Below are 14,437 nucleotides of genomic sequence, written 5' to 3' on the forward strand. Positions count from 1 at the left end.
TCTCAGTCCTCTTCGGTCAGCGCGGCGAGATCGGCGTCCACCATGATCTGGACCAGCTCCGGCACGTGCACCTGGGCCTTCCAGCCGAGCTCCACCTGCGCCTTGGAGGCGTCACCGACCAGCGAGTCCACCTCGGTCGGCCGAACGTACCGGGCGTCGTAGTCGACGTACTGCTCCCAGTCCATCCCCGCGTGCCGGAACGCCAGCGAGACGAAGTCGCGCACCGAGTACGACGTACCGGTGGCGATCACGTAGTCGGCCGGCTCGTGGTGCTGCAGCATCCGCCACATGCCCTCGACGTACTCCGGTGCGTAGCCCCAGTCGCGGCAGGCGTCCAGGTTGCCGAGGTAGAGCCGCTGCTCCAGGCCGAGCTTGATCCGCGCCACCGCCCGGGTGATCTTGCGGGTCACGAAGGTCTCGCCGCGGCGCGGGCTCTCGTGGTTGAACAGGATCCCGTTCACCGCGAACATGTCGTAGGCCTCGCGGTAGTTGCGGGCCATCCAGTAGCTGTAGACCTTGGCAGCGCCGTACGGCGAGCGCGGGTAGAAGGCGGTCTGCTCGTTCTGCGGCGGCGGGCTGGCGCCGAACATCTCCGAACTGCTGGCCTGGTAGAACCGGCAGTTCAGCCCGATCATCCGGATCGCCTCGAGCAGCCGGGTGGTACCCATCCCGGTGGTGTCACCGGTGTACTCCGGTTCGTCGAAGCTGACCCGGACGTGGCTCTGCGCGGCCAGGTGGTAGACCTCGTCCGGCTGGATCGAGGCCAGCAGCGTGACCAGGCGGGACCCGTCGGTCAGGTCGCCGTAGTGCAGGAACAACCGCTTGTCCGGCTCGTGCGGGTCGGTGTAGAGGTGGTTGATCCGGTGGGTGTTGAAGGTGCTGGCCCGGCGGATCAGGCCGTGCACCTCGTACCCCTTGGCCAGCAGCAGTTCGGCCAGATAAGAGCCGTCCTGCCCGGTGATCCCCGTGATCAGGGCCTTCCTCATGCGACACCCTTCTGCATCATTTCCTTGCCCACCCCGCCGCCCCGATCTGGCTGAGGTACCAGGCGTAAGTGCTCGCGACACCGGCTTCGAGCTCGATGGCGGGTTTCCAGCCCAGCGCCTGCAACCGGCTGACGTCGAGCAGCTTGCGCGGCGTGCCGTCCGGTTTCGACGGGTCGTTGCCGATGGCGCCGGTGTAGCCGACCGCCCGGGCGACCAGCTCGGCCAGCTCGCGGATCGTCACGTCGGTGCCGACGCCGACGTTGATCGGCGCCGGGTCATCGTAGTGCTCCAGCAGGAACAGGCACGCGTCGGCCAGGTCGTCGACGTGCAGGAACTCCCGCCGCGGCGTCCCGGTCCCCCACAGCACGACCTCTTCGGCGCCGGACTCCTTGGCGTCGTGGAACCGGCGGATCAGGGCCGGCAGCACGTGCGAGCTGGTCAGGTCGAAGTTGTCGTTCGGCCCGTACAGGTTGGTCGGCATCGCGGAGATCCAGTTCAAACCGTATTGCCTTCGCACGGCTTGGACCTGCAGGAGGCCGGCGATCTTGGCGATCGCGTACGCGTCGTTGGTCGGCTCGAGTTCACCGGTCAGCAGGCTGGACTCGCGGATCGGCTGCTCGGCGTACTTCGGGTAGATACAGGACGAACCGAGGAACAGCAGCCGCGGCGTCCGGACCTCGAGGCAGGCGTCCATCAGGTTCACCTGGATGCGCAGGTTGTCGCTGAGGAACTCGGTCGGGTGGTCGCGGTTGGCCAGGATGCCGCCGACCCGGGCGGCCGCGTCGATCACCACGGCCGGCCGGTGCGCGGCCAGGAACGCGAACGTGGCCGACCGGTCGCGCAGGTCGAGCTCGGCCGAGGTGGCGCCGATCAACTGGCTGAACCCGGCCGCTTCGAGGCGGCGCCAGATCGCGGAACCCACCAGGCCCCGGTGTCCCGCGACATAGACCGGGGATCGCAGATCGATGGTCATCAATAGGCTCCCGCGCCGTAGATGACCGCGCGCGCGGTCTTCCAGAGGATGAGCAGATCCAGCGTCATCGACCAATTGTCGACATACCGGAGGTCCAACCGGACCGATTCGTCCCAGGACAGGTCGCTTCGGCCGCTCACCTGCCACAGACCGGTGATCCCGGGCTTGACCAGCATCCGGCGGGAGTCGTCCGCGGCGTACAGGGCGACTTCCTCCGACAGCGGCGGGCGTGGCCCGACCAGGGACATGTCGCCGCGCAGCACGTTGTACAGCTGGGGCAGCTCGTCGAGGGAGAAGCGGCGGATCCACCGGCCGAGCGGCGTCATCCGCGGATCGTCGCGCATCTTGAACACGACGCCGTTGCCGTCGCTCAGCGCGAACAGGTCGCCGAGGCGCTGCTCGGCGTCGGAGTACATGCTGCGGAACTTGAGCATGGTGAATTCGGCGCCGGCCCGGCCGACCCGGCGCTGGCGGAACAGCACCGGCCCTGGGCTGGAGATCTTCACCGCGATCGTCAGGGCGATCAGCAGCGGGGCCAGGATGGCGATCAGCGTCAGCGCGACCACCCGGTCGAAGACGGCCTTCATCAGGTGCGGTCCCCCGCTCACCGATGGCCGCTCCAGGTGCAGCAGGGACAGCCCCGCGACCGGCCGGACCGAGATCCGCGGACCGGCGACCTCGATGATGCCGGGTGACACGATCAGCTCGACGCCACGCTGTTCCAGCGCCCAGGACAACCGGCGCAGCGACTGACCGGCCAGGTCGGGGTCGGTCGCCACCGCGACGATGTCGACGACGTGCCGGTCGACCGCGGCCAGGATGTCGGCCTCGTCCAGCTCGTCGGCCTGCAGTGGCCCGGTTTCGCCGTGGTCACCGCGCGGTCGGCAGGTCGCCACCACGCGGTACCCGTCGGTGGGTCGGCTCTCCAAGTGCTCGCACAGGGTCGCGGCGGGGCTCTTCCGGCCGACCACCAGGACGCGGTGCATGCAGCGCCCACGCAGCCGATGCCGGTGCAGGTCCTTGCGCAGCGCGTAGCGCAGCACCAACGCGGCTGCCACGGTCACCGGGATGGCGAGGACGACGAATCCGCGGGCGATCTCGCTGCGGGTCGCGTACGACGCGATCGCGAGCGCGGCGGTCAGGCCGACACCGGAGCGGAGGATGGAACGGAACTCGTCCGGCCCGGCGCCGAAGTACCGGGAGTCGTAGCCGCGGGACAAGGCGACCACGGCGATCCAGGCCAGCGGGAGCAGACTGCCGATCACCAGGTAGCCGCTGCCGACGTGGTAGCCGAAGCGGGTGAGCAGGGCGACCGAGATACCGATCACCGCGGCGAGCAGGTCGCCGCCGACGGCTGCCCAGCGGTAGACACCGACCCAGCGGGGCTCGGTCGAACTGGACGGCAGCGGCACGATCGCCGGGACTTCGTGCGGCACGACCCAGGTCGCAAATTCGGTGGCCGCGGCCGGGTGCGGCGGCGTGCCGACCCGCTTACCTCCGCTCACACCGGTCCCTCATTTCAAGCTGCCTGTTCAGGCAGAATCACCCCTCTGCCGGGGAAGTCTCCAATCTGCCAGATAGCGGTGTCAAACCACCGCGCCGATACAGCCAGTAGGTGAGACACCACAGACAGTCTATTTGGACAGGGCCGCGAACAGCTCATCCGGCGGTGTCGGGACCGGCCCGTTGACCCTGGCACTCATGCGAGAGAGTCTGAGAGACGCCTGGGGGTTACAGGGCGCGGGGGCGGGGCTTCATGTACACCTACAAGCCAGCTGCCGGACGGGCGGCCACTGCAATCTGCCTGACCACCTTGATGGTGGCCGGTCTGTCACTGCAGCTCGGCGCGCCGGCCAAGGCAGCACAGCCGGTCGGGGACGCGCAGGCCACGGTCGAGACCGAACCGGTCGCCCACAGCGGTGATGCCGCGGACGATCCGGCGATCTGGGTCGATCGGGCGGATCCGGCTCATTCGGCCGTGATCGGCAACGACAAGGGCGGGGCGCTGGAGGTCTACGACCTCGACGGCCGCCGGCTCCAGCGGATCACCGAGGGCTTCTTCGGCAACGTCGACGTCCTGCAAGGCTTCCGCACGGGCAACGGGAGCGTCGATCTCGTCGTCACCTATCGGGCCGGCGTCCGGGTCTACCGGATCGATCCGCTGACCCGTCAGCTGACCAACATCACCGACGCGCCGGACGGGAGCATCCCCGGCGGCGGTGAGGGCCTGTGTCTTTACCAGAGCCCGGAGGACGGCGCGGTCTATGCCTTCAGCAACACCCGCGGCGGCCAGGTGAGCCAGTTCGCGCTGACCGACGCCGACGGGGACGGTCTGGTTGAAGGCGCCCGGGTCCGCAGCTGGGAGGTCGGCTCGGAGGTCGAGTCGTGCGTCGCCGACAACGAGTCCGGAGATCTGTACCTCAGCGAGGAGAACGTCGGGATCTGGAAGTACGGCGCCGAGCCGGGCGATCCGGCCACTCCAGAGGCGCGGACCTTGGTCGACGGACTCGTCGGCGCAGGCGGTCACCTGCTCGCCGATGTCGAAGGCCTCGCCCTGGTCGGCCGGCCCGACGGCACCGGGTATCTGCTGGCGTCCGCGCAAGCACCGTACGGCGTTGACAACTTCTATGCGGTGTACGAGCGGGAAGGAGCGAACACCTTCGTCCGGACGTACCAGATCGTCGGTGGACCGGAGGTCGACGGGTGCTCGCACACGGACGGCATCGCGGCGGTCGCGACTGATCTCGGGCCTTCGTTCCGGTCCGGTCTGTTCATCTGCCAGGACGACAGCAACACGGCTCCCGGCAGCAGCGGGAACCAGAACTTCAAGCTGGTCCCGCTAGAACGGGTCGTCTCCCTCGATCCGGCTGCACCGGTGAATCAGCCACCGCGAGCCGTGATCGGCGCCGACTGCAACGACCTCACCTGTACTACGACGGGAGCGGCCTCGTCGGACCCGGACGGCTCGATCACGCAGTACAGCTGGGCCTTCGGCGACGGCGGCACCGCGACCGGAGTCACCGCCGAGCACACCTATGCCGAACCGGGCACCTACACCGTGACGTTGACGGTCACGGACAACGAAGGCGCGACCGGACAGGCCGGGCGGACCCTGAGCGTCCCGGTCCAGGCGGGCACGATCTCGTTCGTCGGTGCGGCGATGTCTGCCGCGAACTACCTCGACCATCGGGTCAGCGTGCCGTCGACCGTACGGGCTGGAGACACCCTGCTGCTCTTCTTCGGCTCCAACACCACTTCCGCCATCACCGCGCCGGTCGGCTGGGAGGAGCTCGGTGCGGTCACCGTGTCGACCAGTACCACTCGGGCCTGGTGGCGGATCGCAACGAACAGCGATGTGGGCTCCGCGGTCGGCGTTCAGGTGGACTTGATCTCCAAGGGCAACTTCGTTCTCGCCGCCTACCGGGGTACTTCGGCGACCGCACCCGTGGCGAGTTTCGCGGCCGCCGCGGAGACGGTGAGGCAATTGGGCCACACGACTCCACGGGCAGCAGTCTCCTCTCCTTCGAGCTGGGCGGTCTCGTACTGGACGCACAAGGACTCGGTCAGCAGTCGGCTCGCACCGCCGGACGGCGTTTCGGTCCGGGCCGCCGGAAGCCACAGCGGATACGGCCGGATCACCGCGCTACTGGCCGACTCCGGCGCACCGGTGCCGGAAGGGACGTACGGCGGCCTGACCGCGACGGCGACCGGCTCCAGCATCGCCGCGACCATGTGGACCGTGATCCTGGCGCCCGCAGAGTGAACGACGCTGTCACCCACTGTTGCTGGCGGAACGGTCGCGAATAAGCGAGACTGGACCGGAGTGACCCAGAGTCACCGGGGGAAGGTCGAGCGGGGGGCCTGCGGGGATCGCAGGCAGTTCACAGCTGGGGGGCTGGTTTTGCTGGAAGACATCAGGCGTACGCCGCTGCTCGTGGATCCGCGCGGGGCCGAGCGGGCCGAGTCGGCCGCGACGGGTCAGACGGCCGCGCGGGTCGGGCCGACGGTCTGTCCCTGCGATCGGGTGCTGGCCGACGTACGGCTGGCGATGCTCGGGGTTCGGTTGCCGCTGGCCGTGCTCGGCGACGACGTCGAGGGCGAACCGCCTTCGGCCGGACGGGTACGGATCCCGGTCACGGCTGACGAGCTGGACCGGGCCCTGGTCGCGGGCGGTCTGATCATCGCCGACTGCGAATCGACTCCGGTCGGCTCGCTCGCTGATCTCTCCACCGGACCGGATGGCGAATGGGTCGAAGGGCACCTCGTGGTCGCCTCGGCACTTCCACTGCGCCAAGGCGAGTCCCGGGTGGTTGTCGTCGCCGAGCGGCCGTTGACCGAGCCAGATCTTCAGCACCTCCGGAAGCTCGACAGCGACGAGGTCGTCCTGGTGGTCCCGACCGCTGGCCCAACCCCGGACGGTCTGCCGGCCGCAGTACTCAGGCAGTGCCTCGAAGCGGTCGCACCGGCCGAGTTCACCCTCCTTCCGTTGCCCATCAGTTGGCGGGGCACGGCCGTAGACGACGCACTCGCGTCCGCGGTGACCACCGCCCTCGACGGCACACATCTCTTCCGGACCCGTCCGGCGACCGAGGTCCATCGGCACGCCGGCGATCTGCTCTGGGTCGACGCCCTCGAACGGGTGCAGGCGGCCAGGAAGACCCCGGCGACCAACCCTGACGAGTTACTGGCGAAGGTGCTGCCGGTGCTGACCCGTTGGCGGCCGCCCAGGCATTCGCGAGGTCTGGTGGTCTTCTTCACCGGGCTGTCCGGATCGGGCAAGTCGACGCTGGCGAAGGCGCTCGCGGATCACCTGGCCGCACAGGCCGACCGGACCGTGACACTGCTCGACGGCGACGTGGTCCGCCGGATGCTGTCGTCCGGTCTCGGCTTCGATCGGGCCGGCCGGGATCTCAACGTACGCAGGATCGGCTTCGTCGCCGCCGAGGTGGCGCGGCACGGCGGGATCGCGGTCTGCGCACCGATCGCGCCGTACGACGAATCCCGCGCGGCCGTGCGGGAGATGGTCGAAGCGGTCGGTGATCTGGTCCTCATCCACGTCGCCACGCCGCTGGCCGAATGCGAGCGCCGCGACGTCAAGGGCCTTTACCGCAAGGCACGAGCGGGCGTCGTCACCCAGTTCACCGGCATCAGCGACCCGTACGACGAACCGATGGACGCCGAGATCCGGATCGACACCTCCGGCACGTCGCCGGCCGAGTCGCTCGCGGTCATCACCGACTACCTGGTCAAGGGCGGCTGGCTGGCCCGCGGACCGGGCAAAGGCTGACCGTGGATCTGGCACTCGCGGCCGCAGCGTTCGGGATCGGCATCGTCGTCGGGTTGACCGGGATGGGCGGCGGCGCACTGATGACACCGGTCCTCGTCCTCTTCTTCGGTGTCCCGCCACTGGCCGCCGTCTCCAGCGACCTGGTCGCCAGTGCGGTGATGAAACCGGTCGGCGCGGCTGTCCACCTGCGTCGCGGCACGATCCACCTCAAGCTGGTCGGCTGGCTGTGCGTCGGCTCGATCCCGGCGGCGTTCGGTGGAGTGCTGATCGCCCGGGCGCTCGGGGACGGCGAGGAGGTGCAGACGATCATCCAGCGTGCGCTCGGCGTCGCCCTGCTGATCGCCGCGACCGGCCTGACCGTTCGCGCCTACATCCGGCTGGTCGAGCGGGCTCGCAAACGCGACGGCCTGCTGCCACCACTCCCCCAGGGCCGCCCGCGGATCACGGCTCGTCCACTGCCGACCGTGCTGGTCGGCATCATCGGTGGACTGGTGGTCGGCCTCACCTCGGTCGGCTCCGGCTCGCTGATCATCATTGCGTTGATGGCGTTGTACCCGGGACTGAAGGCGAGTGAGCTGGTCGGTACCGATCTCCTCCAGGCCGTTCCGCTGGTGGCATCGGCCGCGATCGGCCATCTGCTGTTCGGGGACTTCGAGATGGACCTGACGGTGGCGATGCTGGTCGGCTGTGTGCCCGGGGTCTGGCTGGGCGCACGGATCTCGTCCCGCGCACCGGGCGGCCTGATCCGGCGGATCCTGGCGTTCGTACTGCTGGCCTCGGCACTCAAGCTGCTCGGGGTGCCGAACTCCACGACCGGCATCGTCCTGCTGATGGCTCTGCTGATCGCTCCGCCACTCTGGATGCTCGTCCGCCGCCGGCACGGATTCCCACTGCTCGCCAGCAGGGCGTCAGTTTCGAAGGAGAAGGTGACCGCCAAGTGAGTGGTGACACGGTCGTGTTCGAGAGCTGGCGGGGCAAGTACTCGGACAGCCCGCGGGCGGTGTCCGAGCGACTCGGTGAGGTCCGGCCGGAGCTGCGCCGGATCTGGGTCGTGTCGGGGCCCGAGGTCGAGCTTCCCGATGACGTGGAGCGGGTGGTTCGCAACACCCCGGCGTACTTCCTGCGGATCGCCTCGGCCCGGTACTTCCTGTCCAACGACATGATGCCGCGCTATCCGTTGAAGACCTCGCGGACGACGTACGTGCAACTCTGGCACGGAACACCGCTCAAGCGGATCGGCTTCGACGTACCGGATGCGCAGTACGTGGGTGCCGACGTGTACGCGCACCGGCTGGCCAAGGACGTGTGCCGGTGGGACCACCTGGTGTCGCCGAACCACTTCTCCACGGACAAGTTCCGGCAGGCGTTCCGGTACACCGGTTCCGTGCTGGAGATCGGGTACCCGCGCAACGACGTCCTCTCCGGTCCCACGGCCGCCGAACTGCGCGACAAGGTTAGAGCGGACCTCGGCCTCGGCCCATCCGTCCGCGCCGTCCTATACACCCCGACCTGGCGAGACGACGCGCTGACCGGCAGTGCACAGCCGAACCCGCTCGCGGCCAACGCCGAAGAAGTCCTGGGTGGTCTGCCGGACGACACCGTCCTGCTCTTCCGGTTCCACCACCTGGTCGCGGCCTCGTCGCCGGTGCCCCGTCATCCGCGCATCCTCGACGTCAGCGACCACCCGGACATCCAGGCGCTCTACCTGGCCGCCGACGTGATGATCACCGACTACTCGTCGACGATGTTCGACTTCGCCGTCACCGGCCGGCCGATGGTGTTCTACACCTACGACCTGGCCGGCTACCGCGATCAACTTCGAGGCTTCTACTTCGACCTGGAGCAGGAGGCCCCCGGCCCCCTGGTGACCACCTCCGCCGAACTGACGGACGTGCTGAGAGACGATGACGTACTGCGCTCCCAGCACGCCGCGGCGTACGACGCGTTCCGCCAGAAGTACTGCCACCTGGACGACGGCCACGCCACCGACCGCCTGATCGAGAAGGTGTTCAGCTCCTGACATCGAGGCGGTAGAACCGCCAGAACGGGTGCTCGATCGGCAGGATCTCGACGTCGTCGAAACCGGCGCGCTCGGCCAGCCGGCGCATGACGGCGGGCCGGATGTCCAGCGGCCCCACGACCTCCGAGTCGGCCTCGATGCGGCCCTGCGGGACGCACCAGATCGTCCCTGCAGCGGCCATGAACCGCTCCACTTCGTCACCGGGGGCGGTGAAGCTCTCGGCGACGTGCTCCTCCATGACGATCACCGAGCCACCGGGCGCCAACGAGCGACGGGCGACCTCGAGCGCCGCCACCGGATGCGGCAGGTCGTGCAGGCACTCGAAGAAGACCGCCAGGTCGTACCCGCCGCCGGGCAGCGGCTGCGTGATGTCCGCGACCTCGAGGTCGACCCGGTCAGCGACGCCGCGCTCGGCGACGTACCGACGACCGCGGGCAATCGACTCCTCGTCCAGGTCGTACCCATCGACGCGGATGTGCGGGAACGCCTCCGCGAGCCGGATCGACGACCAGCCCACACCGGCGCCCAGATCCGCGACGCGCGCCGGACGGGCGGTGTCGGCGAGGCGGGCCTGGATATCGGGCACCTGCGGCAGCCACTCGTCGATCAAGGAGTTCTCGTACGCGGGCCGGTTCAGCGCCCCCTGCGCGGTCACCGCTTCGGGGCCGTACGCCGCATACGGCACGCCGCCGCCGGTACGGAACGCCGCGACCAGCGACGGAAGCGCACGGCCGACCGAGGGCGCGATGTAGGTCATACCGCCCACGTAGAACGGGCTGATCTCGTCGACCAGCGTCTCGCGCACACCGTCGGCCGGGCTGAACAGCGCGGTCGACGGCTCGTCGCCGCGGGCGGTCAGCAGCCCCGTGACGGCCTGCTGGGCCAGCCAGTCCTGCGCGTACCGGACGTCGATCCCGGTCCTCTCGGCCAGCTCGGCAGGCGTCGCGGGACCGTCCTCCGTGAGTGACCGGTACAGCCCCAGCTCGACACCGAGGTAGACGTTCACCAACTCGACGGCGCCGAGGGTCTGCCCGAACAGGCGGCCACTCAGCTCCCCGGCCGCGGACGGCGTAGGCGTCTCCTCGATTTGCTCGACAGGCAGTTCAGACAACGTGCTCATGATGTCCTCCTGGACGATTCGCGACGCCCGGTGCGCCGCGTTCATCAAGGAGGCGCCAGGTACTACCTGGCGATGCCACGCGACCGGCTAGCTGTGCCAGGTCACGGTTTCCTCCGGGCGGTAGACGCAGAACCGCCCGGTCGAGACGGCCAGTTCGAGGTGGCGGGCCAGCGGGGGATGTACCTCGCGGATCGCCTTGATCGCCGTCGCGATGCGCATGGCGACCGCCTTGCGAGCACGTTCGGCCGGGTCGCCCGTCGTACGCGCCCGGCCGGCCAGGCCGTACGCCGCGGCCAGCTCACGGACCAGGAAGTCACGCTCCTCGGTCAGCCTTCCGGCCAACTGAGACGCGCCGTCCCCTTCCGCATCGGCGATGTCGGTCTCGAGCTCGGTCAGTCGGCGTTTGTACGCCGCCCGGGCCGGGCCGTCGAGGACCGGCCCCGTGTCACCACCGGCCGCCGCCCGCAGGGGGCCGCCGACCGCCGCCACCAGGTCGAGCACGTGGACCGGCTCGCCGGGCCGGGCCAGCAGCACGGACAGGTCGTGCATCCCCTTGGAGTCGGGGACGGTGGCCTCGCCGTCCCGCCAGCGCAGTTGCCAGGTCCTGCCTTCCTGCCGGAACGAGCCCTCCACGGCCCCGGCTGTCGCGGTCCTCGCTGGCGGGCCGCCGACCGCCGCCAGGTCCTGCTCCGCCTTCGTGAGCCAGGGCGCCGACCCGCAGCCGCGGTAGGCGTCGATGGCGTGGGCCAGCAGGCGGCGCGCCTCCTGGGTACGGCCCAGGAAGGCGGCCAACCGGCCGAGAAGGTGGGCCGTCACCCCCATGACACCTCCACCGATGCCGTCGATCACCCACAGGTCTTCGTACGGCGCCAGCCGGCGCGCCACCTCCTCCGCCGCGTCGGCGCGGTCGAGGGCGATGGCCGCGTCACCGGCGTGCCACATCGCCTCGAGCCATTCGCAGTCGTCGGCAATCGCGTTCAGGCCCCGGCCCATCAGCCGGTCGAAGAACGCCCCGGCCTTGTCGAGCTCCCCGACCGCCGCGAAGTAGCTGGCCCCCATGCCCATGGCGACAGGTGCCTCGTACATCGACCGGATGACCGCGTCCGCCTCGGCCGCGAAGCTCGCGGGGATCAGGCCCGTCGTCCGATGGGTCCACATGCGCAGGGTGAAGACCATCAGCGCGGCGTTGGTACTGCCGGCGCGCCGGCCGATCTCCTCCGCCTCGTCGGCGTACCGGGCGGCCGTGCCGATATCACCGGACATCAATGCCCGGGCGCCGCGCCACAGCGGGACGTACCACGCGTACAACGGCAGCATCAGTCGCTCTGACGTCCGCGCAAATGCCTCGATCTCCGCATCCACCGCCGTCCAGTCACCGCGCTCCATCAGCGCCACCACCCGCAGCCGACGTGCCAGCAGCTGACAGGGCGGATCGTGGCCGCGCTCGGCGACCGTCAGCATCCGGCTGGCCGCGGCGAACCGCTCGTCGACGTGGCCGGGTCCGGCGATGGTGTCGCAGAACGCGGCCAGTGCGCCCGACTCGACACACGGATCGTTCACGCGGCCGGCCATCTCCACGGCGGACCGGGCCAGCTCAACCCGCTCGACCTCCCGATCCGAGCCTGAGTAGGCAAGGGAGAGCCGCCCCATCACCGCCGCGCGCAAGCCGCCGTCCCGCTCCGGCAGCGACGTCAGCGCCTCCTCGAGCAACTGCGCCTGCAACTCGTCGTGCAGCGGCACCTCGAAGCCACCCAGGCCGGTGCCCATGCCGAGGGCGGCCATGGCCAGGTGGCTGGCGCGGCCGGCCTGCCGGGCCAGGTCCGCCGTCTGCGCGAAGGTCTGCCGGGCCCTGTCGAGATCGCCCGCGTGCATCTGCGCCTCGCCCAGCTCGAGCATCACCTTCGTGCGTTCGATCTCCTTGCCCCGCAAGGCGACGCGATAGGCGCCGACCGCCTGCTCATAGCCCATCCGCGCCCGCGCCGCTCGCGCTGCCTTCAATGCCCACGCGGACGCCCGATCCACGGCGTCGGGACCAGAGGCCACGGACCAGTGCCGGGCCAGCTCACCCGCCGCAGCCTCCTGATCGATGGTCGTCGCCTCGAGTTGCTCGGCCAGGGCCCGATGCAGGGCGGCCCGCCGGACCGTTCCGAGGGAGGCCTCCAGCACCTCGCGGACCAGGGCGTGGGCGAACCGGATCCGGCCGTCGACCGGCGGACCGGCGAGCAGCCGGGCGACCGCCGCCTCCTCGAGCAGATCGAGGGCAGTGTCAGCCCGGATACCGGCGACGGCCGCGACCAGTGACAGTTCGGCGCCGTCCCCGGCCACCGCCGCGATCTCCAGGATCCGCTGGCAATCCTGGCTGACCCGCGCGAGCCGCCTGGCCAGCACCTGCCGGACGCCGTCCGGGACTCCCGCGATCGCTGTCGACGGCGCCGCGGCGATCAGGCGGGAGACCTCGCGGACGAAGAAGGGGTTGCCACCGGTGCGGCTGTGCACGGTGGTGGCCATGTCGTCGGTGGCGATGCGGCCCACCACGCGCGCGACCAACTCGGCGACCTCGTCGACCTCCAGGCCCTCGAGACGGATCCGCTGCACGGCAGTGGGAAGGTCCCGTACGACGGTCAGCACCTCGTCGCCGGTCTCGAGCGGTTCGTCGCGACAGGTGGCCAGGAGGAGCACCGGAAGGCCGGGCAGCGCATCGACGACGGTACGCAGCAACAGCAACGACGCGCTGTCAGCCCACTGGAGGTCTTCGACGACGAGAACGACCGGGCCATCGCGAGAGGTCTCGCGCAGCGCGTCGATCACCGAGACGAACAGTCTCGCCCGGGCGCCGGCGTCGCCGCGCAGTAGTCCCGGCCCATCAAGCCCGCCCGCGCTGGAATCGGCGGGCGGGTCCTCAGCGAGCCGGTGATGTGGCGCCAGCTCTCGAAAGATGGTTCGCCATGGCCAGAACGGGGGCATGTCGGCGGCCGAGCACCAGCCCCAGACGACCGGTACACCCGCGTCCCCGGCTCGGTCCGCGAGAGCTTCGGCCAGGGTGGTCTTGCCCATGCCAGGCTCGCCGAGGATGACCGCGGATCGGCCGCGGCCACTGATGGCGGCGGCCAGCAGGTCGTCGAGCTCCGCCAGCGGCCTGGCCCGGCCTACCATCCGGGGCCCGTGGGGACTCAGTAGCTCAGGACGGTCCATAGGGCGCCTCCCGCTGGGTCAGCTTCGGAGGTAGGTGATGTTGTCGATCGCGCCGTTGAACTGGTCGGTCGACGACTCGGGGATCTGGCCGTCGGAGCCGATCTTGGCGCCGATCGCGACGGGTTCGGCGCCGGTCAGGTCGAGCGGTCCGATCGGGCCGGTCTTCTCGGCCACCGAGGGCGGCTCGGTCGACCCGAGCTCGGTGACGGTGAGCGTGACGGTCTGGTCCAGCCGGCGGCAGTCCAGCCTGTACCACTTGGCGGGGCTCAGTGCGACCTTCGACTTCGCCGATACGGATCCCTCGGTGCCGCGGACCACACAGGACGCGTGATGCTTGTCGACCTGGATCTTGTACTGCGCCGGGTCGGAGAACAGGCCACGCTGGATGACGTTGTCACCGTTGTCGATCTCGCTGCCGTTGGAGACCCCGTCGAGCCGGACGTCGGCGCCGAACGTGAACTCCGAACTGCCCGGTGACAGCCACTCCTCCGGTTCGATCCGCAGTGCGCCGAACGAACCGGTGGTCTGCCCCGTGTACGGCGGGAAGCGGAGCCCCATGCTGCCTTCGTGGCCCTCCTCGAAGACCATCCGCGGCTTGTTCCGGTTGAGCAGGGTGACGGTGATGGCCGCCGACCCCTGGCCCTGGATCTGGCGGCCCTCCGCCGGACCGGGCTCCTGGTCGTCGAAGGTCAGCAGCAGTTGCGGCTGGGGCGGCGTGGTCGTCGCCGCCACCGAGTTCGTGCCCTGGTCCCCCGCGTCGGAGCCGCAGGCGGTCAGGCAGGCCAGCACCACGACCGCAGTACCGATGATTGCCGAGCGTGTCATCCGGCCCACCTCCTTCCACTCACTGTAGTTGCCC

General features: G+C 69.8%; 10 protein-coding genes. 4 read left to right on the forward strand and 6 right to left on the reverse strand.

Going from position 1 to position 14,437, the window contains the following annotated elements:
* Nucleotides 1-2: 2 nt before the first annotated feature.
* The 3 genes from gmd to EV643_RS31220 are packed head-to-tail and all read right to left on the reverse strand — an operon-like array spanning nt 3 to nt 3,464.
* Complete coding sequence (gene gmd / locus EV643_RS31210; RefSeq protein WP_133803764.1) at nt 3-986, reverse strand: GDP-mannose 4,6-dehydratase; 984 nt, start codon at nt 984-986, stop codon at nt 3-5.
* Between the two features lie 16 nt (nt 987-1,002).
* Nucleotides 1,003-1,959 carry a GDP-L-fucose synthase family protein gene (locus EV643_RS31215; RefSeq protein WP_133803765.1) on the reverse strand — a complete coding sequence of 319 codons (957 nt, stop codon included), beginning with the start codon at nt 1,957-1,959 and terminating at the stop codon, nt 1,003-1,005.
* Nucleotides 1,959-3,464: a sugar transferase gene (locus tag EV643_RS31220; protein ID WP_133803766.1), complete on the reverse strand. Its 1,506-nt coding sequence runs from the start codon at nt 3,462-3,464 to the stop codon at nt 1,959-1,961. Before EV643_RS31220 ends, EV643_RS31215 begins: the two co-directional genes overlap by 1 nt.
* 251 nt (nt 3,465-3,715) lie before the next feature.
* Between EV643_RS31220 and EV643_RS46015 the strand changes: the two genes are divergently transcribed.
* The 4 genes from EV643_RS46015 (at nt 3,716) to EV643_RS31240 (ending at nt 9,266) form a co-directional block, all read left to right on the forward strand.
* Nucleotides 3,716-5,722 (forward strand): phytase, encoded by a 2,007-nt coding sequence (locus EV643_RS46015; RefSeq protein ID WP_133803767.1) that lies wholly within the window; start codon nt 3,716-3,718, stop codon nt 5,720-5,722.
* A 138-nt stretch (nt 5,723-5,860) separates the two neighbouring features.
* Entirely contained in the window at nt 5,861-7,246 is a 1,386-nt protein-coding gene (gene cysC, locus EV643_RS31230) for an adenylyl-sulfate kinase (protein ID WP_238165916.1), read from the forward strand.
* Nucleotides 7,247-7,248: 2 nt separating this feature from the next.
* Nucleotides 7,249-8,187, forward strand: coding sequence for a sulfite exporter TauE/SafE family protein (locus tag EV643_RS31235; RefSeq protein WP_133803768.1), 939 nt, complete (start codon nt 7,249-7,251; stop codon nt 8,185-8,187).
* The gene (locus tag EV643_RS31240) at nt 8,184-9,266 is read left to right on the forward strand and encodes a CDP-glycerol glycerophosphotransferase family protein (RefSeq protein WP_166665639.1); all 1,083 of its coding nucleotides are present in this window, start codon (nt 8,184-8,186) and stop codon (nt 9,264-9,266) included. The genes EV643_RS31235 and EV643_RS31240 overlap by 4 nt, the downstream gene beginning before the upstream one ends.
* Here the strand turns inward: EV643_RS31240 and EV643_RS31245 are convergent.
* The 3 genes from EV643_RS31245 to EV643_RS31255 all read right to left on the reverse strand — a co-directional run bounded on the left by EV643_RS31245 (nt 9,256) and on the right by EV643_RS31255 (nt 14,403).
* The gene (locus tag EV643_RS31245) at nt 9,256-10,386 is read right to left on the reverse strand and encodes a class I SAM-dependent methyltransferase (protein WP_166665640.1); all 1,131 of its coding nucleotides are present in this window, start codon (nt 10,384-10,386) and stop codon (nt 9,256-9,258) included. The genes EV643_RS31240 and EV643_RS31245 overlap by 11 nt on opposite strands.
* Before the next feature lie 87 nt (nt 10,387-10,473).
* The gene (locus tag EV643_RS31250; RefSeq protein WP_133803771.1) at nt 10,474-13,578 is read right to left on the reverse strand and encodes an ATP-binding protein; all 3,105 of its coding nucleotides are present in this window, start codon (nt 13,576-13,578) and stop codon (nt 10,474-10,476) included.
* A gap of 18 nt (nt 13,579-13,596) precedes the next feature.
* A complete protein-coding gene (locus EV643_RS31255; protein WP_133803772.1) occupies nt 13,597-14,403 on the reverse strand; it encodes a LamG domain-containing protein in 807 nt (268 codons plus the stop codon).
* Nucleotides 14,404-14,437: the final 34 nt, after the last annotated feature.

It is taken from the genome of Kribbella caucasensis, assembly GCF_004361855.1.
GTDB lineage: Bacteria > Actinomycetota > Actinomycetes > Propionibacteriales > Kribbellaceae > Kribbella > Kribbella caucasensis.